This is a genomic window from Flavobacterium pasteuri (assembly GCF_048286615.1).
Classification (GTDB): domain Bacteria; phylum Bacteroidota; class Bacteroidia; order Flavobacteriales; family Flavobacteriaceae; genus Flavobacterium.
Window position 1 is genome coordinate 111,199 of sequence record NZ_JBLVPN010000001.1, and the last position, 22,577, is coordinate 133,775.

Consider the following 22,577-nt stretch of genomic DNA (forward strand, 5'->3'; position numbering starts at 1 on the left):
TGTCAATTTCAATAAAAGAATTTTAAAATTGGATTTGCCATTGGATTTTGATATTGATATTGCCATTGAAGTTACTTACACATGAATAATCTCCTCCTCAATTAACAATTCTTCTCTACGTAATCGGAGGAAAATCTGTGCTACCGCAATCGTATCTTTTTCACAATAAGTAACAATGCGGTCAATGTCTTTATCCACATAAAAAACATGTCCTACTTGACTACCATCAATATCACCTTTTGGAGAAGGGATTCCAAGGACTTTACACATTAACTTTAAAGAGGTAAAATGCTTGTAATCCCCAAATTTCCACAATTCCAATGTATCTAAATGTGGGATTTCCCATGGTTTTTTCCCAAATAAATTCAGTTTGTTCGGAATAGCGATTTGGTTGATAATCATGCGTCGGGTGAGGAACGGAATATCAAATTCTTTGGCATTATGACCACACAAAACATGTTGCGGCTGATTGAAATGATTGTTCAGGAGATTATTGAAATCCAACAATATTTTCTTTTCTTCTCCAAAGAAAGAAGTCACTCTAAAATTCCGAATATCGCCTTTGATGGTAAAATAACCAACGGAAATACAAACGATTTTCCCAAACTCGGCCCAAATTCCCGCACGATCATAAAAATCCTCCGGCGTGTATTCGTCTTTGCGCTGGTATTGGGTTTTGTGTTCCCAAAGGTCTTTCATTTCAGCATCTAATGCATTGAAATCTTCGGCTTCCGGAACGGTTTCTATATCTAGAAACAGAATATTATTGAGGTTTATTTTTTCTATCATCAGCTAGATTTGTTAGATTTTTTGACTTCTTCGATTTTAGATTAAATACAAAAACCTAAATTAGTAAACTTGATCGATTTTTTTGAATCTGAGACAATCTAAATTTCTAACAATCAAAGAAATCTAAGAAGTCTATTTTTAAAAAAGACTTTGTTGTGTGGTTGGATTCTCATGTTCCAACAACCATTTTTTGCGCCATAAACCACCCGCATATCCTGTTAAGGAACCATCTGTTCCAATGACCCTGTGACACGGAACGACAATCCAAAGCGGGTTTTTCCCATTAGCAGAAGCAACGGCTCGAATGGCTTTAACATCACCTAGTTTTTTAGATAAATCCATATAGCTGCAGGTTTTCCCAAATGGAATTTCCAGTAATCCTTTCCAAACTTTTTGTTGGAATTCAGTACCTTTTGGATTCAGTGCAAAGTCAAAATCGGTTCGTTTCCCCTCAAAATAATCATTGAGTTGCGTAACGGCTTCTTGCACAACAGCATGAATTGTAGTTGAAATTTCTCCTTCTTCCGAAACTGAAATTACAGATATTCCATTTTCATCACCAATGATTGTAGCGATTCCTAAAGGCGTTTTGATGTATGCTGTTTCCATATTTTAAAGATAAAAAAATTAACCACATTGTTTCAAAAGAAGCAAGAAAGTTCAGAAATAAATATGCTCAAACAGTTTTAGACATAAAAAAAACCATTCGCAAAGACGAATGGTTCTTGTATTTTAGTCCCGAAGTTTCGGGAGAAATCCCTTATGTTTTTCTTTTAAAAACATAAAGACACAGCGTAGAGCGGGATTAGCTCCGGATACTGAAGCAAGTTCAGTATGAATTATTTCAAATTTGAATATACGTAAGCTTCTAAGGCTTTCAATTCGTCATCAGACATGGCTTTTGTAACGGCGAAGTTTGTTTTCATAACTTCATATTGGCTTGGGTCAACAATAGGCTCACCTTCACCTTTTAAAAACGTTACGATGCTTGCGTTTTTATCTTTATAAATCTTAGCAATATCCTGCAGACTTGGTCCTATCACTTTCTTGTCTACTTGATGACAGGCAACACAATTTCCTTTTCCTTTGAAAATTTCTTCTCCTAATTCCTCTGGAGTTTGCGCAACTTCTTCGGTAGTGGTTGGGTATAAAGGTTCTTTTTTGACTTCTTCTTTTTTACAAGAAGCAAAGGCTAAAACGGCAAATAAAAACAACGTCTTTCTCATGTTAATTTCTTTAATTGTAAGTATCTAAATTGCAAAATCACCAACCAACATACTTGGGTGGTTGAATTCCATTCAGGTTCAAATATACTAAAATTTGTGCTCTGTGATGGGTAACATGATCTTGCATCAAATTAAGTATTTGCAATTTTGATTTTGGACCAGCAAAAAAATCTACTTTTTGGGATAATTCAGCATCATTGGTTTTTTGTACAAATGCCTTTGCTTTATCAAAAGAGGCTTTTATTTCTTGGATCATTTGCGTTTTTGAAAGTCCTTTTACCGCTTCTTTTTTCACATATTTCTCTCCCGAAAAATGCGTTGTGCCCAACCAATTCATGTTGTCTTGTATGTGAAATAATTGTTCTCTTAACGACATTTCACGTTCAGCAGGTTTATAATCATATTTATCTTCCGGCATCGCTTCTGCAACGGCTACCAAATAATCTTTGGAATTATCCCATTTCTCGATGAAAGTAGCAACAACCTCAACTTGTGCAAAAATGCTATTGGAAAGCAATAAAACCGCTATTATTAAACATTTTTTCATGTTTATTTGTTTAAAAGTATTGCGGCTTCTTTGGCAAAATAAGTCGAAATTAAACTGGCTCCAGCACGTTTGATACACATTAATTGTTCCATCATTATCTGATCATGATCCAACCAACCTCTTTCGGCAGCGGCTTTAATCATTGCGTATTCTCCCGAAACGTGGTATACCGTTACCGGAACATTTACCGCGTTTTTAACTTCGCGAACAATGTCTAAATACGCAATTCCAGGTTTTACCATAACCATATCGGCGCCCTCTTCCACGTCCCACAACGCTTCTTTGATAGCTTCGATGCGATTGGCATAATCCATTTGGTAAGTTTTTTTGTCTTTTGGAATTTCAGTGGCGTCAACAGGAGCGCTGTCTAATGCATCACGGAACGGCCCATAAAATGCAGAAGCGTATTTAGCAGAATAACTCATGATGCCTACATTATGAAAACCGGCAGCGTCAAGACCTTCACGCAAACGCAACACACGTCCGTCCATCATGTCCGATGGCGCTACAAAATCGGCACCCGCTTGCGCATGAGAAACAGCCATTTTTACCAAAGCTGCATTCGTCGAATCATTTTCTACATCACCGTTTGCAATGATTCCGTCATGTCCATAAATCGAATAAGGGTCTAAAGCTACATCTGGCATTACAATCATTTCGGGACAAGCGGCTTTGATGGCACGAATGGCATTTTGCATTAATCCGTTTGGATTCCACGCTTCATTTCCTGCGTTATCTTTTAAATTCTCGCTTACTTTTACATAAATATTCACCGCACGAATTCCCAATGCAAATATTTCTTTGACTTCTTCTACCGTTAAATCAATCGAACGACGAAATATGCCTGGCATCGAAGGAATTTCTACTTTGTAGTTTTCACCTTCAGCAATAAACATAGGAAACATAAAATCCGCTGGACTTAAACTGGTTTCACGAACTAAGCTTCTGATGGATTCGTTCGTTCTTAATCTTCTGCCTCTATGTAATGGGAACATATGATTTATGATTTTAGATTGCTTCGCCAATTCGAGCAAAGCTCTCGGGTTACGATTGCTGATTTATGATTTAAAACAAATTGGTGATGACAGAAAATCTGCAATCAAAAATCGTTAATCATCAATCTGCAATCCAATTTCTTGGATTCTCTAATACGTTTACTAATTTTTCTTCTTCGCTTCCAGCTTCTGCGTGATGGTCGTATACCCATTGCACATGTGGTGGTAAGCTCATCAGAATACTTTCGATTCTTCCGTTAGTTTTTAGACCAAATAAAGTGCCTTTGTCATGAACCAAATTAAACTCCACATAACGACCGCGACGAATTTCCTGCCACGTTCTTTGTTCTGGAGTATACGGTAAGTTTTTTCGTTTTTCAACAATGGGAACATAGGCTTGCAGGAAACTATTTCCAACTTCGGTTACAAAGTTGTACCAATTTTTCATACTCATGTCATCTGTTGCTTTGCAATAATCGAAAAACAATCCGCCAATTCCTCGGGCTTCATTTCTGTGAGCGTTCCAGAAATAGGCATCGCATTGTTTCTTATATTTTGGGTAAAACTCCGGATTATGTTTGTCGCAAGCGGTTTTACACGTTTGATGAAAGTGAATTGCATCTTCTTCAAACAGATAATACGGTGTTAAATCTTGTCCGCCACCAAACCATTGCTGAATTACATTTCCGTTCTCATCGTACATTTCGAAATAACGCCAGTTCGCGTGAACGGTTGGTGTCATTGGGTTTTTTGGGTGCAAAACCAAACTCAATCCACAGGCAAAAAAATCAGCTTCACCTACATTGAACATTTTCTGCATGGCTTCGGGTAATTTCCCGTGAACTGCAGAAATATTAACTCCGCCTTTTTCGAAAACTTTTCCGTTTTCTATCACGCGTGTTCTTCCGCCTCCGCCTTCCGGACGTTCCCAAAGGTCTTCACGGAATTTGGCTTGACCTTCAACATCTTCCAATCCTTTACAGATTTGATCTTGAAGGTTTTGTATGTAGGTGTAAAATTGTTGTTTCATTGTAAATTTGCTTTGCAGCAACTAACTTATTAAATATTTCAAATGTAAACATCTTGCTTTCCTGCAAGGTTTCCAAAACCTTGTAGGTATGACTAGTGATGATATTCCTAATCTAACTTAGCTGTAAGGTTAAAAAAACCTTACAAGATTGCAACAATATTACTCAAATGTGTGTTTTTCAGTTAAAAAATTATTTTTTTGATTGTGACAAAAAACGAAATTTTCTACACCTCCAAACAGCTTCAACACTTCTTCTTTCTCTATTTTTGTTTCTTTATTTGAAATAAAAGCTTGATAGGAAGAATACTTATAATCCTGAAATTTTAAATCTAAATGATGCTTCGGATTCAAATGCACATATAGTATCAATTGTTTCAAATAATTTTCATCGTTTAGCTTTATCCTCTTAAAATGTTTTTCAAATAAGCTTCCGGTTCTGTCTATATGTTTATTAAAAGCTTTAGCATAAGAATTAAAAAAATTAGAAAATGCCTGTGTCACTATTTTCTCATCTTCATTTAATCGGATAATTAAATGAAAATGATTATCCATTAAGCAATATCCAAATATTGAGATTTTACCCAATAAATATTTTGAAAGTTGTTTTAAAAAGAAAATTTTGTTTTCATCATTTTCGAAAATAGGAGCACCATTAATTCCTTTATTGTAAATATGATAATAGCAATCTTTTTCTAAAACTTCTAATTTCATATTATACATTTTAAGTTGATCCTGCAAGGTTTTTTAACCTTGTAGGTATAAACCATGTCAGCAAAATTTTAAAAAACACCTACAAGGTTCAAAAGAAACCTTGCAGGAAATATAGTAAAATAAATATTATTGATTATACTCCTTCACTGCATCAATGAACGCTTTCGCGTGATCCACAGGAATATTTGGTAAAATTCCATGACCTAAATTCACGATGTATTTGTCTTTTCCGAATTCGTCAATCATTTCGTGTACCATTTTCTTAATCACCGGAATTGGAGATAATAATCTTGATGGATCAAAATTTCCTTGTAATGTGATGTTTCCACCAGACAAGTATCTTGCATTTCTTGGAGAACAAGTCCAATCCACTCCAAGTGCAGAAGCTCTACTTTTTCCCATTTCATTTAATGCAAACCAACATCCTTTTCCGAAAACAATAACTGGTGCATCATCTGCCAAGGCTTCAATGATTTGGTTGATGTATTTCCATGAGAATTCTTGATAATCCACTGGCGAAAGCATTCCACCCCAAGAGTCAAAAATTTGAACGGCGTTTACTCCCGCTTTTACTTTTTCTTTCAAATATAAAATAGTGGTATCCGTGATTTTTTGCAATAAAACGTGCGCTGCTTCTGGATGTTGGAAACAAAATCCTTTAGCCATATCAAAACTTTTAGAACCTTTCCCTTCTACTGCATAACACATAATCGTCCATGGAGAACCTGCAAAACCAATTAATGGCACCTCATCATTCAGCATTTCTTTGGTCAATTTAATCGCATCAAAAACGTATCCTAATGTTTCATTAACATCGGGAACGATTACTTTCTCCACATCTTGAATCGTCCGAATTGGATTTGGTAAATACGGACCAAAATTAGGTTTCATCTCTACTTCGATTCCCATTGCTTGAGGAATTACCAAAATATCCGAAAACAAAATCGCAGCATCCGGAGCAATTCTTCTTATCGGTTGTACGGTAATTTCAGCAGCTAATTCGGGAGTTTGACAACGGGTGAAGAAATCATATTTATCACGCAAAGCGATGAATTCCGGCAAATATCTTCCCGCTTGACGCATCATCCAAACTGGTGGACGTTGTACAGTTTCTCCTTTTAGTGCTCTTAAAAATAGGTCGTTTTTAAGCCCCCTAACCCCCGAAGGGGGAATTCGATTATCGTTAATGTTCATTTATATTTTACTTTATGAATATTTTATTTCGTCTAATTTTAATTTAATAATATTTTATTCCTTCCATATTCCCCTTCGAGGGGTTAGGGGGCTTTATAATATTCAATAACTTCCTCAATCACCTCTTCGATAGTTGGCGTTTCGGCAATTACTATGTTTTTAATTTTCTTTGCTTCTAATGCTGATGCTGTGGTAGTGCCTACGCAAAAACACACTTCATTCTTGATTTTATTATTTGTCAAATAACTTTCTACGGCAGATGGGCTAAAAAATAGAATTCCGTCAAAATTTTCTTGATCCGATATTTTAAAAGGCGCAAGCGTTGTTTGATACACTTCGATTTCATTAAAAGTTATCCCGGCGCTTTTTAATGCTTCAGGCAAAGTCTCTTTACGCAAATTTCCGCTCAAAAAAGTATAGCTTTCCTTATTGTAAATTAAAGTGATTATTTCAGCTAATTCAGAGGCGTAATCTAAATAAACGTCTACTGTAAAGCCATGCGATTCCAGTAATTCCTTGGTTTTAATACCTACGCAAAAAACAGGTTTCGTCTTTAAAACTTCCCAGCCGTTTTGTTCTATCAAACTTAAAACAGCATTTTGGCTACTAAAAATCAAGTTGTTGTTGATGGTCTTTAATTCAAAAAGGTTATTTTTTATTTCGATGAAATCTTGTTCTAAAAGATCAAAATTAGCGTCAAGAAATACTTGCCTTTGTTCTGCCGACAATGTTTTGGTGGATAAAATGCTTGTTTGACTCATTATTTTTTCAAATTAATTTTAATTGCTGTCATCAATTCTGCTCCGCCATTTTCTAAAATTTCTTTGGCACAATAAAAACCTAATTTCTTCCATTCTTGCATCGGAACGGTTTTTTCTATTTCGATTTTTTGCTTCCCATCGATAGAAAATAAAACACCTTTAAACAAAATATCATCTTCTACAAAAACTGCTAAAGCGCCAATTGGTGCCGTACAACCGCCCTCGAGTGTTTTTAAAAACTGTCTTTCGATATGGGTACAAACTTCGGTATCAATATCGTTGAGTTCGTTTAGCGCTTGTCTACAAAATTCGTCATTTGCCATTGCAACAACAACCATAGCTCCTTGAGCCGGCGCGGGAATCATCCAATCCAAATCAATATAGGATAAATTCCTGTTTTCTCCCTTTCCTTCGGAGAGGGCTGGGGTGAGGATTGGTTTCAAGTTGATTCTCTCCAATCCTGCTGCCGCAAAAACGGCTCCGTTCCAATCGCTTTCCTGCAATTTCTGCATTCTCGTATTGACGTTTCCACGTAAATCCACTACTTTGTGATTGGGATATTTGTTCAGCCATTGCGCCTGACGACGCAAACTTCCTGTGGCAATTGTACCTTCGCCATTAAGAAAATCAAGGTTTCCTTTGTGTACCAAAATATCCAACGTATTTGCTCTTTCCAAAACTGCTGCCTGAACAATCCCAATTGGCAAAGCCGTAGGAACATCTTTCATGGAATGCACCGCAATATCTACATCACCATTTATCATGGCAATATCCAGCGTTTTAGTAAAAATTCCTGTGATTCCTAATTCGTAAAGTGGTTTGTCAAGGATGATATCTCCTTGTGATTTTACCGCTAAAATTTCGGTTTTATAGCCTAAATCATTTAGCTTTTTTTCGACGGTATGGGCTTGCCAAAGCGCGAGTTCGCTATCGCGAGTTCCTATTCGTATTGTTTTGCTCATTATCTTGTAGTCGCTCCTATTTTGAAAACTTTCTCAATCCATTCAATACTTTCATCTACCATAGTATCATCATCTTTCAAATGATTAGCGAAATGAGTTGTTATTTTTTGGATAATTCTGTTGCTGATAATCTCCGCTTGCTCTTCATTAAAATTTGAAATCTTTCTACTTTGGAAATCTAATTCAGATGTTTTTATCGCATTCAATTTTGCTTTCAACGCATTGATTGTCGGTGCAAATTTTCTGCCTTTGGTCCACGTAATAAATTCCTCTTTTATTTCTTCAATGATGGCTTCCGCAGCAGGAATGTGTTTTTTTCTGTTTTCTAAAGTTTCGTCCGTAAGTTGCGACAAATAATCCATGTGAATCAGCGTAACGCCTTCAATTTCTTCTACATTTTCATGCACGTTTTTCGGAATCGATAAATCCAAAATCAACATTGGTTTTTTCAAATTCAGAATTGCTTTGTCAATAGTAGGATTTTGCGCGCCGGTTGCTACCACAACAACATCTGCTTTTTGCAGCTCCAAATGCAGTTCAGAATAATCTTTTACGATTAAATTCAATTTTCCGGCTAATTTCTCTGCTTTCTCTTTGGTTCTGTTGATTAGCGTAATATGTTCGTTTTTAGTGTGTTTCACTAAATTTTCACATGTATTTCTACCAATTTTTCCGGTACCAAACAAGAGAATGTTTTTGTTTCCAATATCTTGCACATTGTTGATAATATAACGAACTGCGGCAAAAGAAACCGAAGTAGCGCCTGAACTAATTTCTGTATCTGTTTTTATTTTTTTGCTGGCTTGGATAACGGCATTCACCAGTCTTTCCATAAAAGCATTGGCTAAACCCAACGATTTTGACTGTGAAAAGGAATTTCTTATTTGTGCGATAATTTCAAAATCACCCAGAATCTGACTGTCTAAACCAGTTCCTACACGAAACATGTGGCTGATGGCTTCTTGATTTTTATAGACAAAACCTACCTTTTGAAATGATTCAACAGAGCCTTGACTATTCTCGCAAATTAATTTGATTAATTGAAAGGGATGTTCCGCATAACCGTAAATTTCAGTACGGTTGCAGGTAGAAGTGACTATTAAACTCTCTATTCCTTCATTCTTAGCTTGTTCCAGCAAACGCGTTTTTGAAGCAGCGTCTAAACTAAACTTACCTCTAATCTCAGCATCTGCTTTTTTATAGCTCAATCCAACTGCGTAAAAATAGTGATGCTTTGATGTGTTATTGTTTTCCATATTTGCACTTTTCAAGAAAGTGGAACAAAATTATCATTATAGTTTTTATAAAAGTAACGCTAGAAGTTCTTTTTGTATCGCTTCGTGATTTTTTAATTCTAATGGCTTATTTTATGGTAAAAAAATCTATTTTTGTAATGAATTCAAGTCATTTGAATTGAGTTATTTAGAGTTGTTCTAAATAAAAAGGTTTGATAATTATGATTTTCATATTAAAAAAATATCGCTATGGGTTCTCAGGAAATTATAAAAATTGAAGATGACTTTACACTTATCCGTTTTCAAAATGACGGCATCGAAAATTTTAACGCCCAACGTGAAGTCAGCAGTGGCCTGATTCAGTTTCATTTTGGATTAAAAGGAAGCGCCAAATTCATCTTTAATCAAGGGAATTATGCTTTGGAACTGAAAGAAGAAAAATCGTTGCTTTTATACAACCCACAAAAGGAACTGCCTTTAAACTTGGAATTAGCACCAAATTCCTGGGTGATTTCTGTGATCATATCGATAAAGAAGTTTCATGCTTTATTTTCAACAGAAGCTGATTATATTACTTTTTTGAGTGCCGATAATAAAGATAAAAAATATTATAACGAAGGAAACATCAGTCCATCGATGGCAATTGTTTTATCGCAACTGTTCCATTACAGCTTGCATCCGTCGATTAAAAACCTGTATTACAAAGGAAAAGGATACGAATTATTGAGCTTGTATTTCAATAGAACCGAAGATCCTAATGCAGAACAATGTCCGTTTTTAATAGACGAGGAAAATGTAATGAAAATTAGAAAAGCCAAAGAAATCATCATTGCTAACATGGCCGAACCGCCAGGATTACAGGAATTAGCAGATGAAATAGGCTTGAATTTAAAGAAACTAAAAATGGGTTTCAAACAAATTTATGGCGATACGGTTTATGGCTTTCTATTTGACTACAAAATGGATTTTGCCCGAAAATTACTCGACAGCGGGTCGTATAACGTTAATGAAGTAGGATTGAAAATTGGGTACAGCACCGGAAGTCATTTCATAGCGGCATTCAAAAAGAAATTTGCCACTACGCCCAAAAAATATTTGATGTCAATCAACCCAAATATGCCGTAAACAATTGATTTCTTATATTAAACAATAAATAAAAAATAGTTAATCACAATTTATAAAAAAGTAAGTTTAATTACTTTTGTGCCTAGATTCCTCATTCTTCCGAATGACAATAATGAAAAAAAATATAATTTATGAAAGGTGTATTATTAGTTAATTTAGGTTCTCCGGAAAGTCCAACTCCAAAAGATGTAAAACCATATTTAGATGAATTTTTAATGGACAAATACGTAATTGACGTTCCGTTTTTATTGCGAGCATTATTAGTTCGTGGAATTATTTTGCAAACCAGACCTAAAAAATCAGCTGCCGCTTACGCTAAAATATGGTGGGACGAAGGTTCTCCATTGGTTGTTATTTCCAAAAGAATGCACGAAAAAGTACAAAAATTAGTTGACGTTCCCGTTTCCTTAGCCATGCGTTACGGAAATCCGTCTTTATTGTCTGGTCTACAAGAACTGCATGACAAAGGCGTGACCGAAGTGCTGCTTTTCCCTTTGTACCCACAACATGCTATGGCGTCTACGACTACTATACTAGAATTAGCTGAAGAACACCGTAAAAAATATTTTCCAGAAATGAAATTTACAATTGTTCCTGCTTTTTATAACAAACCTGATTACTTGCAAAACCTGGCTGATTCCATCAAAGGACATTTAGAAGGTTTTGATTACGATCATTTATTATTCTCATACCACGGAATCCCTGAGCGTCACATTCGCAAGACGGATATTACGAAATCACATTGTAAAATTGACGGTTCTTGTTGCAACACGCCTTCGCCGGCACATGAATTTTGTTACCGTCACCAATGTTACGAAACGACCAAACAAGTGGTAAAATTACTGGGAATACCAGAAGGGAAATACAGCCAGACTTTTCAATCTCGATTAGCGGGTGACAAGTGGTTGACGCCTTACACAGATGTTGAAGTGAACAAAATGCCTGAAAAAGGAATTAAAAATCTTGCTGTTGTAACACCTGCTTTTGTATCTGATTGTTTGGAAACTTTGGAAGAAATTGCCATGGAAGCCAATCATGAATTTAAAGTTCACGGAGGAGAAAACTTCAAAGCAATTCCATGTTTAAATGATGGTGATGACTGGTGTAAAACCGTAAGTAACTGGATTTCAAATTGGTCAAACGCCTCTTCAACCGTTACAATTGACTCTGAAAAAATTAATGCTTAAATGGCTGTTACCGCCGATGAGTTAGGAACTCAGAAAATCAAAAAACTCTTGATAAAACAAGCAGTTCCGTCTTCTATTGGGATTTTATTCATGTCGGTTAATATTTTAATTGACACCATATTTGTGGGTCAATGGATAGGTTCTTTGGCCATTGCGGCGGTAACCGTAGTTTTGCCCATCACCTTTTTGATTTCTTCTTTGGGAATGGCGATTGGTGTGGGCGGAGGCTCAGTACTTTCCAGAGCATTGGGAGCCAATCACCAAGAAAAAGCATTGCATACCTTTGGCAATCAAATAATGATGACTTTTTTATTGGCGTCAGTTTTTGTGGTATTTGGTCTTTTTTTTAGCGACGAAATGCTGACGCTTTTTGGTGCTAAAGGAGCTATAATGGAACCCGCCAAAGAGTTTTTTATTCCCATAATTATTAGTGTTCCATTTTTAGCACTTTGCATGATGGGCAATAACGTGATTCGTGCAGAAGGCAAGGCAAAATTTGCGATGGTTGCCATGATTATCCCCGCATTTGTCAATATTGCCTTGGACATTCTTTTTATCAAATACTTAGATTTAGGAATGTTTGGCGCGGCTTTGGCTACAGCCATATCTTATTTTACCTGCTTCTTGTTTGTACTTTGGTTTTTTGTTTTTAAAAGCGAACTAAAATTAAAAACAAGACATTTTAAATTCAACATTCCCATTGTAAAGGAAATAACCGAATTAAGTTTTGTCACGTTTTCGAGACAAGGAGTCGTGAGTATTTTATCCATAATCCTGAATCATACTTTGTACACGTACGGAGGCGAACATTCTGTAGCAATTTATGGAATTATTAGCCGAATGTTGATGTTTGCTTTGTTTCCAATTCTGGGGATTACGCAGGGATTTCTGCCAATTGCAGGATTCAATTATGGTGCGGGAAATTATTCAAGAGTCAAAGAAAGTGTACTGCTTTCAATAAAATATGCAGCAATTCTAGCCTCGTTGATTTTTGTGGTTATTCTAATTTTTGCCAAACCTATAGTTGCCGTTTTTACAACTGATCCACTCGTAATTGACCAAACTCCGGAAGCGTTGCGTTGGGTTTTTGCGGCTTCGCCAATCATAGCGGTACAGTTAATTGGTGCAGCTTATTTTCAAGCAGCAGGAAAAGCAAAAAAAGCGTTGCTTTTGACGCTAAGCAAACAAGGATTTTTCCTAATTCCGTTAGTGCTGATTCTACCAAATTTTTTAGGTATTTTTGGCGTGTGGATTGCATTCCCAATCGCAGATATTTTATCAACTATATTAACTGGCTATTTTCTAAAAAAAGAAATGAACACAAAACTGATTCAAACTAACGATGGAATACTATAATTACCTTAAATCCTTACACCTCATCTTTGTAATCACATGGTTTGTAGGTTTATTTAATATTGTTCGACTATTTGTTTACCAAATAGAAGCGGCAGATAAACCCTCGCCTGAAAAAGAAATTTTACAAAAACAATTTAAAATAATGACCTACCGGATGTGGTACATTATCACTTGGCCTTCGGCTATTTTAGCCAGTATTTTTGCTTTTTGGATGCTGTTTTTCACAGATTTAGGGCAAGCGTGGTTAAAAATGCCTTGGATGCATGTAAAACTTGGCTTTGTATTTGTGTTGTATTTATACCATGCAAAATGCCACCAAATATTCAAGCAATTGCAACATAATCAAGTCAACTACACCTCTAATTTCATGCGCTTATGGAACGAAGGAGCAACGATTATCCTTTTTGCAGTCGTTTTTTTAGTTATTTTAAAAAATGCTTTCAACTGGATTTATGGTGTAATAGGAATTATTTTGTTTTCTGTTTTAATCATGCTTGGATTTAAATTTTATAAAAAAATAAGAGAAAGAAATCAATCTTAATATGTTTAAAAGCTTCAAAATATCAATGCTATCATTACGAATCAGGATTTTCCTTTCGATGATTGTATTGATAATCATGGCTTCCGTTTTGTTAGCTTCTATTTCTATTATTCAATTTAAAAACGAAGCCAAAGAATACCACCAAGAGCGCTTAGAACGAAAAGAAGATGCGATAAAAGAACATATAAATTATGTGCTTTCGACCACTACATATCCTTTAATAACGGAGAATTTAGGTTTGATTTTTAAAGATAAAATTCACGAACTGGCACAAATCCACAGTATTGAAATTAACATTTACAGTTTAGACGGAAAATTGCTAAAATCCTCCAAAGAATCATTTTCTGTAGATAAAGTAGCTCCGCCAATTCCCAAATACATTTTAAAACTGGTTCGCTCTTCGATTGAAAAAAGATACGTGGACATTAAAACCATTGATGGCAAAAAGAACCGCTCTGCTTTCAGTCAAATCAAAGACGATAAATTTAAACCATTAGGAATTTTAAATCTTCCATACGTTGAAGACGACGGTTACTATGAAAACGAATTAAAAAGCTTTCTAATCCGCCTGGGACAAGTGTATTCCTTTATGCTTATCGTCGCGTTTGCATTGGCCTATTTCCTTTCTTCGTACATCACTAAATCGTTGAAAACAATCTCTGATAAGTTGAGCGAAACGAGTTTGAATCAAAAAAACGAGAAAATTGTTTTAGAAGCCAACAGTAAGGAAATAAATCTTTTGATAAAAGCGTACAACGGAATGGTGGATGAACTCGAGAAAAGTGCCATCAAACTAGCGCAAAGCGAACGTGAAGAAGCTTGGCGCGAAATGGCGAAACAGGTGGCGCATGAAATCAAGAATCCTCTTACGCCAATGCGACTAACAGTGCAGAGTTTTCAGCGAAAATTTGACCCGACTGATCCCAATGTAAAGCAAAAAATGAATGACTATTCCGAAACTTTAATACAGCAAATTGATACGATGAGTGCGGTGGCTTCAGCTTTTTCGAATTTTGCATCGATGCCGGCACAGCAAAATGAAACCTTAAACGTGGTGGAAGTAGTAGAACTTGCCATGGATATTTTCAACGAAGAATACATTGAATTTCACCGCGATTCTCCCGAAATTATTTCGAAAATTGACCGAACACAACTCATTCGAATAATCACAAATTTAGCAAAGAATGCCATTCAGTCCATTCCGGAACAGCAGGAAAACAAGTCCATTATTGTATCGGTAAAAAAAGAATTAAACAACGTTCTGATTACTGTTGCAGATAACGGAATTGGTATTCAACCCAAAGACATCGACCGTATATTTGAACCAAAATTTACCACCAAAAGCAGCGGTATGGGTCTTGGTCTCGGTATTATAAAAAACATTATCGAAAATTATAAAGGAACGATTACCTTTGAAACTGAATTTGGAAAAGGAACTACTTTTATTGTCTCACTCCCAATAATTAACTCTTAAAAATTACAATTATGAATTACGAAAACATTTTAATTGCAACTGAAAACAACATCGCAACGATTACCATTAATCGTCCTACAAAACTAAACGCTTTGAATGTTGCAACTATTTCTGATTTGAACAAAGCTTTCAAAACATTAGGGAAAAATGATGAGATTCGTGCTATTATTCTAACTGGTAGTGGTGAAAAAGCGTTTGTAGCCGGAGCCGATATTTCAGAATTTGCTAATTTTTCGATTGAAGAAGGAACGCAATTAGCGGCAGAAGGACAAGAGAATTTATTTGATTTTATAGAGAATTTAAAAACTCCAGTAATTGCAGCGGTCAATGGTTTTGCATTGGGTGGCGGATTAGAACTGGCGATGGCGTGTCATTTCAGAATCGCTTCGGAAAATGCAAAAATGGGATTGCCTGAAGTTTCACTGGGTGTAATTCCGGGTTACGGAGGAACACAACGCCTGCCACAATTAATAGGAAAAGGACGTGCGATGGAAATGATTATGACCGCAGGAATGGTAACTGCACAAGATGCGTATAGAACTGGATTAGTAAATCACGTTGTTCCTGAAGCTGAACTTTTAGACTACTGCGTAAACCTTGCAAACAAAATAATCAAAAATTCTCCTTACGCCATTGGCAAAGCCATAAAAGCAGTAAATGCTAATTTCAAAGAAGGAAAAAATGGCTATGAAGCCGAAATAAAAGCCTTTGGAAAATGCTTTGGAACAAAAGATTTTAAGGAAGGTACAACCGCCTTTTTAGAGAAAAGAAAAGCAGTGTTTACCGGGAAATAATAACAAAGGAGAGCCACATTGGTTCTCTTTTTAGTTTGCAAGTGATCATCCTTTAAAATATTCTTTCCTCAAAAACGGATTGTTTGGTTTACAACACTTAATTTTACAGACCCGTTTCGGAATATAACACACCCTATAAAATTAAACTTATGTCCTTCCAACCTGTATTTGTACTTTTCTGGGAAAAGGTAAAAAAAAGTATCGAAAACCATACGTACGCCAAACTAACACTTGCTAAAACCATTGGTGATACGGAACTGAAAAATATTTATGTTCGTCCCGTTTTGAACGATGACGTTTTTAGTCTTTCAGTTACGGCGCGTTACAAAACCGAAGAAATAGAAAGTTTCCATTCGCTTGACGAAGCCTTTATTATATTGGCTCCGTATATGAATAATCCTTTTTTAACGGCTTTGTTGTTTACAACGGAGAATGATATCACCTTTAAACTTAATAAAAAAAGAGTGGGAACCATTATTGAGCAAGCGCCCACTTTTAAAAACGCTTCAGATGTGATACTGGAAATGAAAGAAAAAGGAATTAAAAAAAAATTTGCATTGTAGAGACGCACTGCAGTGCGTCTCTACTATCGTGCGTCTTCACAATCAAAAATATTACTTTTCCCCTTCCCATTCCGCATAAAACTGTGCCAGAAATCCTTCCATGTAACGGTGCCTTTCTTGCGCAATTTGTTTTCCGGCCTCGGTATTCATCTTGTCTTTCAAAAGCAATAACTTTTCGTAAAAATGATTGAGCGTTGGAGAATCATTCTTCTTATATTCTTCCTTTGTCATACTGGAATTTGGAGCGATTTTAGGGTTGTAAAGCGCTCTATTTTTAAATCCGCCATAATTGAACGTTCTGGCAATTCCAATGGCGCCAATCGCGTCTAAACGATCTGCATCCTGCACCACATCTAGTTCAATTGAAGAGAATTTTTTTTCGAAATTACCACCTTTGTATGAGATGTTTTCAATGATATTTACCACATGTGTGATGATTTCTTCGTCAACATTTTCTGATTCTAAAAATTCACGCGCTATTCTTGGTCCAACGGTTTCATCACCATCATGAAACTTACTGTCGGCAACATCATGAAGCAAAGCTCCAAGTTTTACAACAGTAGCATCACAAACTTCATTTTTTGAAATCAGAACAGCATTTTTAAACACTCTTTCGATATGGAACCAGTCGTGTCCGCCTTCTGCATTTTCTAGTTTTTCTTTTACAAAAAGAATCGTTTTGTCTATTAAATCAAGATTTATCATTGTTTATTATATTTTAAAAAAAATGTTGAATTTCAAAGTTCTCCAACTTCAAAATTCAACATTTTTATTCTTTATTTAGAAATCAAAAATCTATCTTACTAAAGCTGGCTCCACCCATTTGAAGATATGTGATTCTTGTGGAATTACTAATCTTTCTGATATTTTTGCCATTCTTGCTGGTAATTTCATCAAGTAATCACGGGCTTTCTCTGCTTCATCGGTCAAACCGGAAATTTTGTCAATTTCCCATTTGTCAATTAATTTTTGCATGATATCCACATAATCTGCTGCGGTATAAACCCCTATTCTTTGTGCCGAATCAGAAAACTGTTCGAAAGCAGTGCTGATTTTTTCACCGGATTCTCTCAAGAAATGCGCAGGCATAACGATTTTTGCTTTCATCATGTATTGAAACGCAAGCATCATTTCACTTGGATCAACTTGAAAAATACGGTTTACAAATTCGCTGTATGCATGATGATGACGCATCTCGTCCCCAGCAATCATTTTACACATTTTAGACAATTTGTTATCGCCATATTTCTTAGCCATTTGTGCTACTCTGTTGTGAGAAACATAGGTTGCTAATTCTTGAAAACTGGTATACACAAAGTTTTTGTATGGATCTCTTCCTGTTCCAATATCAAAACCATCGTTGATCAAGTGTTGCGTTGTCATTTCTACTTCACGCATGTTCACACGACCTGATAAATACAAATATTTGTTCAGTAAATCACCATGACGATTTTCCTCACCGGTCCATTGTCTGATCCATTTAGACCAACCGTTACGCTCTACATTATCAATTCCATCTACGTCCATTAACCAGGATTCGTAAGTTGGTAAAGCTTCCTCAGTAATGGTATCACCTACTAAAGTCACCCAGAAATCATAAGGTAATTCTTTTGCAATTTCACGTAATTCTTTGACCTCATCAAAAAAAGTATCGCTTTGGGAATTAGGCAAAAAATCAGTTGGTTGCCATATTTTCTCCACTGGAATTAGATACTGATCGACAAAGCTGTCTACGTTTTTTTCCAAAAACTGCATTACTTCTAATCGAATGTTTTTTATTGACATTATATATAAATTAAATTTTTATTCCTTGAACAACTGCTGCTTCTGTATTCTCCATCAACTCAGCAAAATCATAAGCTGCAACCGCCAATGGTTTATGAACTACAAAGGTAAGGCGATTTCCTAAACCTAAAGGGAAAAACCCGTATTTAACTATTTTCCAAGAATTGTTTATGCTTACTGGAACAACGTATGCCGAGGGCGCATACTTACATAAAATTTTCAACCCGCTTTGTGCAAACTCTTTTGGTTTACCCGTCTTGCTTCGTGTTCCTTCCGGAAAAATAACTGCGGAACGATTATTTTTTTCAATATATTCAGACAATCCTTTGATGGCCGGAATGGCTTGTTTGGGATCTTTACGATCGATAAGAACAGAACCTCCATGACGTAAATTAAACGACACACTTGGGATGCCTTTTCCTAATTCTTTCTTACTGACAAATTTACAATGAAATCGGCGGAAAAACCAAATCATAGCAATAATATCGTACATACTTTGATGATTGGATACAAAAATCAGAGGAACATTTTTTGGAATGCTTTCTATGTTTTCAAATTTGTACGTTGTTCCCAAAAGATTTGTGCATCTCAATAAGAAAAAATTCAAATAGTCGACACTTTTTTTATGGGCTTGATAGCCAAAAACATTGAAGCAAACCCACTGAATTGGATGAAAAATAACCAATGTAAGACCGAAACATAAATAATAAATTACGGAAATGGGATACGAAATTAGTTTTTGCATGCTTTAAAAATTTGTCACAAAAGTAAGAAATATATTTTTAGCGGTATTTAAATCCGAAACAATATACAGGCTCAACGTTTAATCGTAACTTTGCGCATCAAAATCTATGTCTTTTTTATATTAAAATGAACTTCACTTACCCAAAAAACGAAAAGCTAAAAAGTAAAATAACCATTGGATTATTGTTTACCGAAGGAAAATCAGTATCTAAATATCCGTTGCGATTGGTGTATAAAGCCGGTTCTTTTGACGCGAGTGAAAAAATAAAAATGGGCGTTTCTGTTTCCAAAAAGAATTTTAAGAAAGCCGTAGACCGCAATTATTTCAAGCGTGTGTTGCGCGAAACCTATCGCCTGAACAAACACTTATTGATTGATAATCTGGACCAACCATATTCCTTTATGTTTTTTTACCAAACGAAGGACCGATTGACGTACGAGGAAATTAATACCAAAACCATTCAATTATTTGAGAAGTTTATTGCTCAAAACATTAAAAAACCAGCATCAGAAAGCGATTCTATTTCTGAAATTTAAACATTTGATATATTCTAATTGAACAAAGTTGCGTTTAGATTTAGTCATACATAATTATTTAGTGATTTATTGTTATTTTAGTGGCCTCAAATTTAGTTAATTAAACCTATGAACTTCTTCAAAAAAAAATTCATAATCCCCGTTGTCGCTTCGGCATTTCTGTTTATTGGTGCTAGTTTCAAAGACGATTTTTTTGAAATCGCCAAGCAAATCGAGATATTCACGACCCTTTTCAAGGAATTGAACCGAAATTATGTCGATGAAACGAATCCTGGTGACTTAATGGATAAAGCCATCAAAGGCATGTTAGCTAATTTAGACCCATACACCGTTTATTTCAACGAACAGGATGTTGTGCGCTTCAAGATAAATAACACTGGAGAATATACTGGAATAGGCGCTTTACTAACTCGGAAAGAAGATAAATTAATAGTTAAGGAAGCCTATAAAAATTTCCCTGCAGATAAAGCAGGACTTAAAGCGGGTGACGAAATTACTCAAATAGGCGATGTATTATTATCTGATTTCAAAGAAGATGCTTCACAACTTTTTAAAGGTGCGAAAAACACAAAAATCGACATCAAATACATCCGACAAGGAAAAATGATTACTGCTCAAATTGTCCTTGATGAAGTCGAAATCAAATCGGTTCCCTTTTTTGCAAAAATAGACGACAAAACCGGATATATTGTGTTATCTCATTTTAACAAAAAAGCATCATTCGAAACCAAAGAAGCATTGGAACAATTAAAAAAAGACGGTGCAGAACGAATTATACTGGATTTAAGAGATAATCCCGGAGGACTTTTGAATGAAGCAGTGAATATTTGTAATTTATTTGTTCCAAAAAACGAGATTATTGTTACTACAAAATCAAAAATAGAGAAACACAATAGCACCTATAAAACAACCAAAGATCCTATAGACACTGAAATCCCTTTGATTATTATTGTGAACGGCAAAAGTGCTTCGGCATCAGAAATTGTGGCTGGCGCCTTGCAGGATTTAGATCGTGCTGTGGTGGTAGGAAGCCGTAGTTTTGGAAAAGGACTCGTACAAAGACCGGTGGATTTAACCTACGGAACACAACTAAAAGTAACCATTTCGCGCTACTACACACCGTCAGGAAGATGCATTCAAGCATTAGATTATACCAGAAAAGATACAAATGGGAAAGCCATAAAGACCGAAGAGAAAAACTACAATGCTTTTAAAACCCGAAAAGGAAGGACGGTTTATGATGGCGGCGGTATTCAGCCCGATGTGGAACTGGAGGAAGCAAAATCAAGTCCAATAACGGATGCTTTGATAAAAAATGATGGGATTTTTAATTACGTAACCAGTTATTATTATAAAAATCCCGATTTAGGAAACCGCATTCCTATTATTACCGATGCTGATTTTCTGGATTTCAAACAGTTTTTAAAAGTACAAAAATTCTCTTTTGACACTGAAACAGAACTCGCTTTGAAAAACACTTTGGCTATAGCCAAAAAAGAAAAAATAGAGGAATCCATCCTTACAGAATACCAACAACTGCTTACTGCACTTCAAAAAAGTGAGAATGCTTTATTGGATAAAAACCAAAAAGAAATTAAAAATCTGATTTTGGATGAAATTATTAAACGCTATCAATATCAAGAAGGATTGTATCAATATTACGTCAAAAACAACTTCGAAATTAAGAAATCGGTTAGTATTTTGAACAATACCTTAGAGTATAAGACTATTTTAAAAATATAATGAAAAACTTATTTAGTCTACTCTTTTTGCTTTTTTTTAGTTATTTATCCGCTCAAACTAAAACCGCAGAAACCGTATATTTTGAATTTGATAAATACAACCTTGATAACCATCAAATACAAATTATAGTCAATTTTATAAAGACAGTAGATACTGCAAAAGTCGAATCCATCCAGATTTATGGCTATTGTGACGATAGAGGCGATAACGATTACAACTATAAATTATCTGACAATAGAGTAAAAACCGTTCAAGATATCCTGACTTCCAATGGTTTTAATAAAAACAAAATTATTATCATCGAGGGTAAAGGCCGGGTGATTTTAACAAACGATACTTTTGAAAATTTAAATGAAATCCGTTCCAAAAATAGGCGTGTTGATTTACTAATTATAAAGAAAAACAGTTTTGGTAAAGGAATTTATAACTCTTTTCAGGACAATCATAAAGTGGGTGACAGAGTTTATCTAGAAACTATTTTATTTCCTTTGGGAAGTAGCAAATTAACGGAACGATCCAAACTAGAATTAGACAAAATTTCAAAAAATTTGCAAAAGCAAAAGAACATACAGTTCGAGATTAAAGGCCATGTATGTTGCACTCCAAGCTATTACGATGATGCCATCGACAAAGACAGCCACGAAAGAAAACTTTCTTTGAATCGGGCTAAAAGCGTATACAAGTACCTCATCTCTAAAGGCATAAACAGCCTTAGAATGAAATATATAGGATGTGGAAACAAATTCCCAACGGGTTTAGGAGAAGCATTAGACCGAAGAGTCGAGTTTCTTATTGTGAAAATTTAATTATTCTCTTTTCATCTCAATATGCGGAATATCATCTTCCAGATACATGTCGCTAGTTTGAACAAATCCGTGATTTTCGTAGAATTTTTTTAGATACAACTGTGCTCCAATAGTGATTTTGCTTTCGCCAAAATAATGAGCGATTCCAGCAATTGATTCTCGCATTAAGTCATGTCCCCATTTTCTATCGCGATAATTAGCAGCAACAGTTACCCTTCCGATAGAAGCATTGTCAAAACTAATTCCGGGTTTGAACAATCTAGAATGAGCCACAATTTTACCTTCAAATTCGCCAATAAGATGTAACGCTACTTTATCTTTACCATCCAGATCAAGATAAACGCAATTTTGCTCTACTACAAAGATCTCACTTCTTAATTGTAGTACATCGTATAGTTCGTGAACCGTTAGTGTATCAAACTCCTTAATTTTCCATTGTAACATTGTGCCTGTTTTTATGTTTTTTGTATTG

At 35.4% G+C, this 22,577-nt stretch carries 26 protein-coding genes; 11 read left to right on the top strand and 15 right to left on the bottom strand.

Translation table 11 applies throughout. From position 1 onward, the window contains the following. Positions 1-75 precede the first annotated feature (75 nt). Together ACNQF6_RS00470 and ACNQF6_RS00475 are read right to left on the bottom strand one after the other, a co-directional pair. Positions 76-789 carry a 3'-5' exonuclease gene (locus ACNQF6_RS00470; RefSeq protein WP_417962240.1) on the bottom strand — a complete coding sequence of 238 codons (714 nt, stop codon included), beginning with the start codon at positions 787-789 and terminating at the stop codon, positions 76-78. A 138-nt stretch (positions 790-927) separates the two neighbouring features. Next, positions 928-1,398: a methylated-DNA--[protein]-cysteine S-methyltransferase gene (locus ACNQF6_RS00475; protein WP_282715569.1), complete on the bottom strand. Its 471-nt coding sequence runs from the start codon at positions 1,396-1,398 to the stop codon at positions 928-930. Here ACNQF6_RS00475 and ACNQF6_RS00480 point away from each other — a divergent pair. Then, positions 1,386-1,574 (top strand): hypothetical protein, encoded by a 189-nt coding sequence (locus ACNQF6_RS00480; protein WP_417962243.1) that lies wholly within the window; start codon positions 1,386-1,388, stop codon positions 1,572-1,574. The genes ACNQF6_RS00475 and ACNQF6_RS00480 overlap by 13 nt on opposite strands. 54 nt (positions 1,575-1,628) lie before the next feature. Here ACNQF6_RS00480 and ACNQF6_RS00485 read toward each other — a convergent pair whose 3' ends face one another. The 9 genes from ACNQF6_RS00485 to hemA all read right to left on the bottom strand — a co-directional run bounded on the left by ACNQF6_RS00485 (position 1,629) and on the right by hemA (position 9,471). Beyond that, positions 1,629-2,015: a c-type cytochrome gene (locus ACNQF6_RS00485; protein ID WP_113664640.1), complete on the bottom strand. Its 387-nt coding sequence runs from the start codon at positions 2,013-2,015 to the stop codon at positions 1,629-1,631. Between the two features lie 37 nt (positions 2,016-2,052). Next, the gene (locus ACNQF6_RS00490; RefSeq protein ID WP_417962245.1) at positions 2,053-2,562 is read right to left on the bottom strand and encodes a DinB family protein; all 510 of its coding nucleotides are present in this window, start codon (positions 2,560-2,562) and stop codon (positions 2,053-2,055) included. A 2-nt stretch (positions 2,563-2,564) separates the two neighbouring features. Further along, on the bottom strand, positions 2,565-3,557 hold the full coding sequence (gene hemB, locus ACNQF6_RS00495) for a porphobilinogen synthase (RefSeq protein ID WP_417962247.1): 993 nt from the start codon (positions 3,555-3,557) through the stop codon (positions 2,565-2,567). Between the two features lie 121 nt (positions 3,558-3,678). Then, the gene (gene hemF, locus ACNQF6_RS00500) at positions 3,679-4,587 is read right to left on the bottom strand and encodes an oxygen-dependent coproporphyrinogen oxidase (protein WP_417962249.1); all 909 of its coding nucleotides are present in this window, start codon (positions 4,585-4,587) and stop codon (positions 3,679-3,681) included. Positions 4,588-4,746: 159 nt separating this feature from the next. Next, positions 4,747-5,298 carry a transposase gene (locus ACNQF6_RS00505; RefSeq protein ID WP_417962251.1) on the bottom strand — a complete coding sequence of 184 codons (552 nt, stop codon included), beginning with the start codon at positions 5,296-5,298 and terminating at the stop codon, positions 4,747-4,749. A 126-nt stretch (positions 5,299-5,424) separates the two neighbouring features. Next, complete coding sequence (hemE, locus tag ACNQF6_RS00510) at positions 5,425-6,492, bottom strand: uroporphyrinogen decarboxylase (protein ID WP_417962253.1); 1,068 nt, start codon at positions 6,490-6,492, stop codon at positions 5,425-5,427. 83 nt (positions 6,493-6,575) lie between these two features. Continuing rightward, positions 6,576-7,253, bottom strand: a complete 678-nt coding sequence (locus tag ACNQF6_RS00515; RefSeq protein ID WP_417962255.1) for a uroporphyrinogen-III synthase — start codon at positions 7,251-7,253, stop codon at positions 6,576-6,578. Beyond that, positions 7,253-8,218 carry a hydroxymethylbilane synthase gene (gene hemC, locus ACNQF6_RS00520; RefSeq protein ID WP_417962979.1) on the bottom strand — a complete coding sequence of 322 codons (966 nt, stop codon included), beginning with the start codon at positions 8,216-8,218 and terminating at the stop codon, positions 7,253-7,255. The genes ACNQF6_RS00515 and hemC overlap by 1 nt, the downstream gene beginning before the upstream one ends. Then, the gene (gene hemA / locus ACNQF6_RS00525; RefSeq protein WP_417962258.1) at positions 8,215-9,471 is read right to left on the bottom strand and encodes a glutamyl-tRNA reductase; all 1,257 of its coding nucleotides are present in this window, start codon (positions 9,469-9,471) and stop codon (positions 8,215-8,217) included. Before hemA ends, hemC begins: the two co-directional genes overlap by 4 nt. 228 nt (positions 9,472-9,699) lie before the next feature. Between hemA and ACNQF6_RS00530 the strand changes: the two genes are divergently transcribed. From ACNQF6_RS00530 to ACNQF6_RS00560, 7 genes are all read left to right on the top strand, one after another. Beyond that, positions 9,700-10,575, top strand: a complete 876-nt coding sequence (locus ACNQF6_RS00530; RefSeq protein ID WP_315205562.1) for a helix-turn-helix domain-containing protein — start codon at positions 9,700-9,702, stop codon at positions 10,573-10,575. 131 nt (positions 10,576-10,706) lie between these two features. Then, positions 10,707-11,762: a ferrochelatase gene (gene hemH / locus ACNQF6_RS00535; protein WP_417962260.1), complete on the top strand. Its 1,056-nt coding sequence runs from the start codon at positions 10,707-10,709 to the stop codon at positions 11,760-11,762. Further along, the gene (locus ACNQF6_RS00540) at positions 11,763-13,118 is read left to right on the top strand and encodes an MATE family efflux transporter (protein WP_417962263.1); all 1,356 of its coding nucleotides are present in this window, start codon (positions 11,763-11,765) and stop codon (positions 13,116-13,118) included. After that, positions 13,105-13,659 (top strand): CopD family protein, encoded by a 555-nt coding sequence (locus ACNQF6_RS00545; protein ID WP_282713249.1) that lies wholly within the window; start codon positions 13,105-13,107, stop codon positions 13,657-13,659. The genes ACNQF6_RS00540 and ACNQF6_RS00545 overlap by 14 nt, the downstream gene beginning before the upstream one ends. 58 nt (positions 13,660-13,717) lie before the next feature. Then, on the top strand, positions 13,718-15,133 hold the full coding sequence (locus ACNQF6_RS00550; protein WP_417962981.1) for a sensor histidine kinase: 1,416 nt from the start codon (positions 13,718-13,720) through the stop codon (positions 15,131-15,133). A gap of 11 nt (positions 15,134-15,144) precedes the next feature. After that, positions 15,145-15,927 carry an enoyl-CoA hydratase/isomerase family protein gene (locus ACNQF6_RS00555; RefSeq protein WP_417962267.1) on the top strand — a complete coding sequence of 261 codons (783 nt, stop codon included), beginning with the start codon at positions 15,145-15,147 and terminating at the stop codon, positions 15,925-15,927. Positions 15,928-16,076: 149 nt separating this feature from the next. Then, positions 16,077-16,490: a hypothetical protein gene (locus tag ACNQF6_RS00560; protein ID WP_417962269.1), complete on the top strand. Its 414-nt coding sequence runs from the start codon at positions 16,077-16,079 to the stop codon at positions 16,488-16,490. Positions 16,491-16,541: 51 nt separating this feature from the next. On the opposite strand, the gene ACNQF6_RS00565 is transcribed toward ACNQF6_RS00560, so the two are convergent. The 3 genes from ACNQF6_RS00565 to ACNQF6_RS00575 all read right to left on the bottom strand — a co-directional run bounded on the left by ACNQF6_RS00565 (position 16,542) and on the right by ACNQF6_RS00575 (position 19,020). Further along, complete coding sequence (locus ACNQF6_RS00565; protein ID WP_417962271.1) at positions 16,542-17,195, bottom strand: HD domain-containing protein; 654 nt, start codon at positions 17,193-17,195, stop codon at positions 16,542-16,544. Positions 17,196-17,285: 90 nt separating this feature from the next. Then, positions 17,286-18,275 carry an acyl-ACP desaturase gene (locus tag ACNQF6_RS00570; RefSeq protein ID WP_099713914.1) on the bottom strand — a complete coding sequence of 330 codons (990 nt, stop codon included), beginning with the start codon at positions 18,273-18,275 and terminating at the stop codon, positions 17,286-17,288. Positions 18,276-18,285: 10 nt separating this feature from the next. Beyond that, positions 18,286-19,020, bottom strand: a complete 735-nt coding sequence (locus tag ACNQF6_RS00575) for a lysophospholipid acyltransferase family protein (RefSeq protein ID WP_417962274.1) — start codon at positions 19,018-19,020, stop codon at positions 18,286-18,288. Positions 19,021-19,145: 125 nt separating this feature from the next. Between ACNQF6_RS00575 and rnpA the strand changes: the two genes are divergently transcribed. From rnpA to ACNQF6_RS00590, 3 genes are all read left to right on the top strand, one after another. Further along, a complete protein-coding gene (gene rnpA / locus ACNQF6_RS00580) occupies positions 19,146-19,556 on the top strand; it encodes a ribonuclease P protein component (RefSeq protein WP_417962276.1) in 411 nt (136 codons plus the stop codon). Between the two features lie 108 nt (positions 19,557-19,664). Further along, the gene (locus ACNQF6_RS00585) at positions 19,665-21,299 is read left to right on the top strand and encodes a S41 family peptidase (protein WP_417962278.1); all 1,635 of its coding nucleotides are present in this window, start codon (positions 19,665-19,667) and stop codon (positions 21,297-21,299) included. Then, the gene (locus ACNQF6_RS00590; protein WP_417962280.1) at positions 21,299-22,105 is read left to right on the top strand and encodes an OmpA family protein; all 807 of its coding nucleotides are present in this window, start codon (positions 21,299-21,301) and stop codon (positions 22,103-22,105) included. The genes ACNQF6_RS00585 and ACNQF6_RS00590 overlap by 1 nt, the downstream gene beginning before the upstream one ends. On the opposite strand, the gene ACNQF6_RS00595 is transcribed toward ACNQF6_RS00590, so the two are convergent. Further along, positions 22,106-22,549 carry a GNAT family N-acetyltransferase gene (locus ACNQF6_RS00595; protein ID WP_417962282.1) on the bottom strand — a complete coding sequence of 148 codons (444 nt, stop codon included), beginning with the start codon at positions 22,547-22,549 and terminating at the stop codon, positions 22,106-22,108. It abuts the gene before it with no gap. Positions 22,550-22,577 lie beyond the last annotated feature (28 nt).

Bases quoted from the DNA above. Each gene is read 5' to 3' on its own strand.
- ACNQF6_RS00470 (WP_417962240.1), bottom strand. From the start codon at position 789: ATGATAGAAAAAATAAACCTCAATAATATTCTGTTTCTAGATATAGAA.
- ACNQF6_RS00480 (WP_417962243.1), top strand. From the start codon at position 1,386: ATGCTGTTTCCATATTTTAAAGATAAAAAAATTAACCACATTGTTTCA.
- ACNQF6_RS00475 (WP_282715569.1), bottom strand. From the start codon at position 1,398: ATGGAAACAGCATACATCAAAACGCCTTTAGGAATCGCTACAATCATT.
- ACNQF6_RS00485 (WP_113664640.1), bottom strand. From the start codon at position 2,015: ATGAGAAAGACGTTGTTTTTATTTGCCGTTTTAGCCTTTGCTTCTTGT.
- ACNQF6_RS00490 (WP_417962245.1), bottom strand. From the start codon at position 2,562: ATGAAAAAATGTTTAATAATAGCGGTTTTATTGCTTTCCAATAGCATT.
- hemB (WP_417962247.1), bottom strand. From the start codon at position 3,557: ATGTTCCCATTACATAGAGGCAGAAGATTAAGAACGAACGAATCCATC.
- hemF (WP_417962249.1), bottom strand. From the start codon at position 4,587: ATGAAACAACAATTTTACACCTACATACAAAACCTTCAAGATCAAATC.
- ACNQF6_RS00505 (WP_417962251.1), bottom strand. From the start codon at position 5,298: ATGAAATTAGAAGTTTTAGAAAAAGATTGCTATTATCATATTTACAAT.
- hemE (WP_417962253.1), bottom strand. From the start codon at position 6,492: ATGAACATTAACGATAATCGAATTCCCCCTTCGGGGGTTAGGGGGCTT.
- ACNQF6_RS00515 (WP_417962255.1), bottom strand. From the start codon at position 7,253: ATGAGTCAAACAAGCATTTTATCCACCAAAACATTGTCGGCAGAACAA.
- hemA (WP_417962258.1), bottom strand. From the start codon at position 9,471: ATGGAAAACAATAACACATCAAAGCATCACTATTTTTACGCAGTTGGA.
- ACNQF6_RS00530 (WP_315205562.1), top strand. From the start codon at position 9,700: ATGGGTTCTCAGGAAATTATAAAAATTGAAGATGACTTTACACTTATC.
- hemH (WP_417962260.1), top strand. From the start codon at position 10,707: ATGAAAGGTGTATTATTAGTTAATTTAGGTTCTCCGGAAAGTCCAACT.
- ACNQF6_RS00540 (WP_417962263.1), top strand. From the start codon at position 11,763: ATGGCTGTTACCGCCGATGAGTTAGGAACTCAGAAAATCAAAAAACTC.
- ACNQF6_RS00545 (WP_282713249.1), top strand. From the start codon at position 13,105: ATGGAATACTATAATTACCTTAAATCCTTACACCTCATCTTTGTAATC.
- ACNQF6_RS00550 (WP_417962981.1), top strand. From the start codon at position 13,718: ATGATTGTATTGATAATCATGGCTTCCGTTTTGTTAGCTTCTATTTCT.
- ACNQF6_RS00555 (WP_417962267.1), top strand. From the start codon at position 15,145: ATGAATTACGAAAACATTTTAATTGCAACTGAAAACAACATCGCAACG.
- ACNQF6_RS00560 (WP_417962269.1), top strand. From the start codon at position 16,077: ATGTCCTTCCAACCTGTATTTGTACTTTTCTGGGAAAAGGTAAAAAAA.
- ACNQF6_RS00565 (WP_417962271.1), bottom strand. From the start codon at position 17,195: ATGATAAATCTTGATTTAATAGACAAAACGATTCTTTTTGTAAAAGAA.
- ACNQF6_RS00570 (WP_099713914.1), bottom strand. From the start codon at position 18,275: ATGTCAATAAAAAACATTCGATTAGAAGTAATGCAGTTTTTGGAAAAA.
- ACNQF6_RS00575 (WP_417962274.1), bottom strand. From the start codon at position 19,020: ATGCAAAAACTAATTTCGTATCCCATTTCCGTAATTTATTATTTATGT.
- rnpA (WP_417962276.1), top strand. From the start codon at position 19,146: ATGAACTTCACTTACCCAAAAAACGAAAAGCTAAAAAGTAAAATAACC.
- ACNQF6_RS00585 (WP_417962278.1), top strand. From the start codon at position 19,665: ATGAACTTCTTCAAAAAAAAATTCATAATCCCCGTTGTCGCTTCGGCA.
- ACNQF6_RS00590 (WP_417962280.1), top strand. From the start codon at position 21,299: ATGAAAAACTTATTTAGTCTACTCTTTTTGCTTTTTTTTAGTTATTTA.
- ACNQF6_RS00595 (WP_417962282.1), bottom strand. From the start codon at position 22,549: ATGTTACAATGGAAAATTAAGGAGTTTGATACACTAACGGTTCACGAA.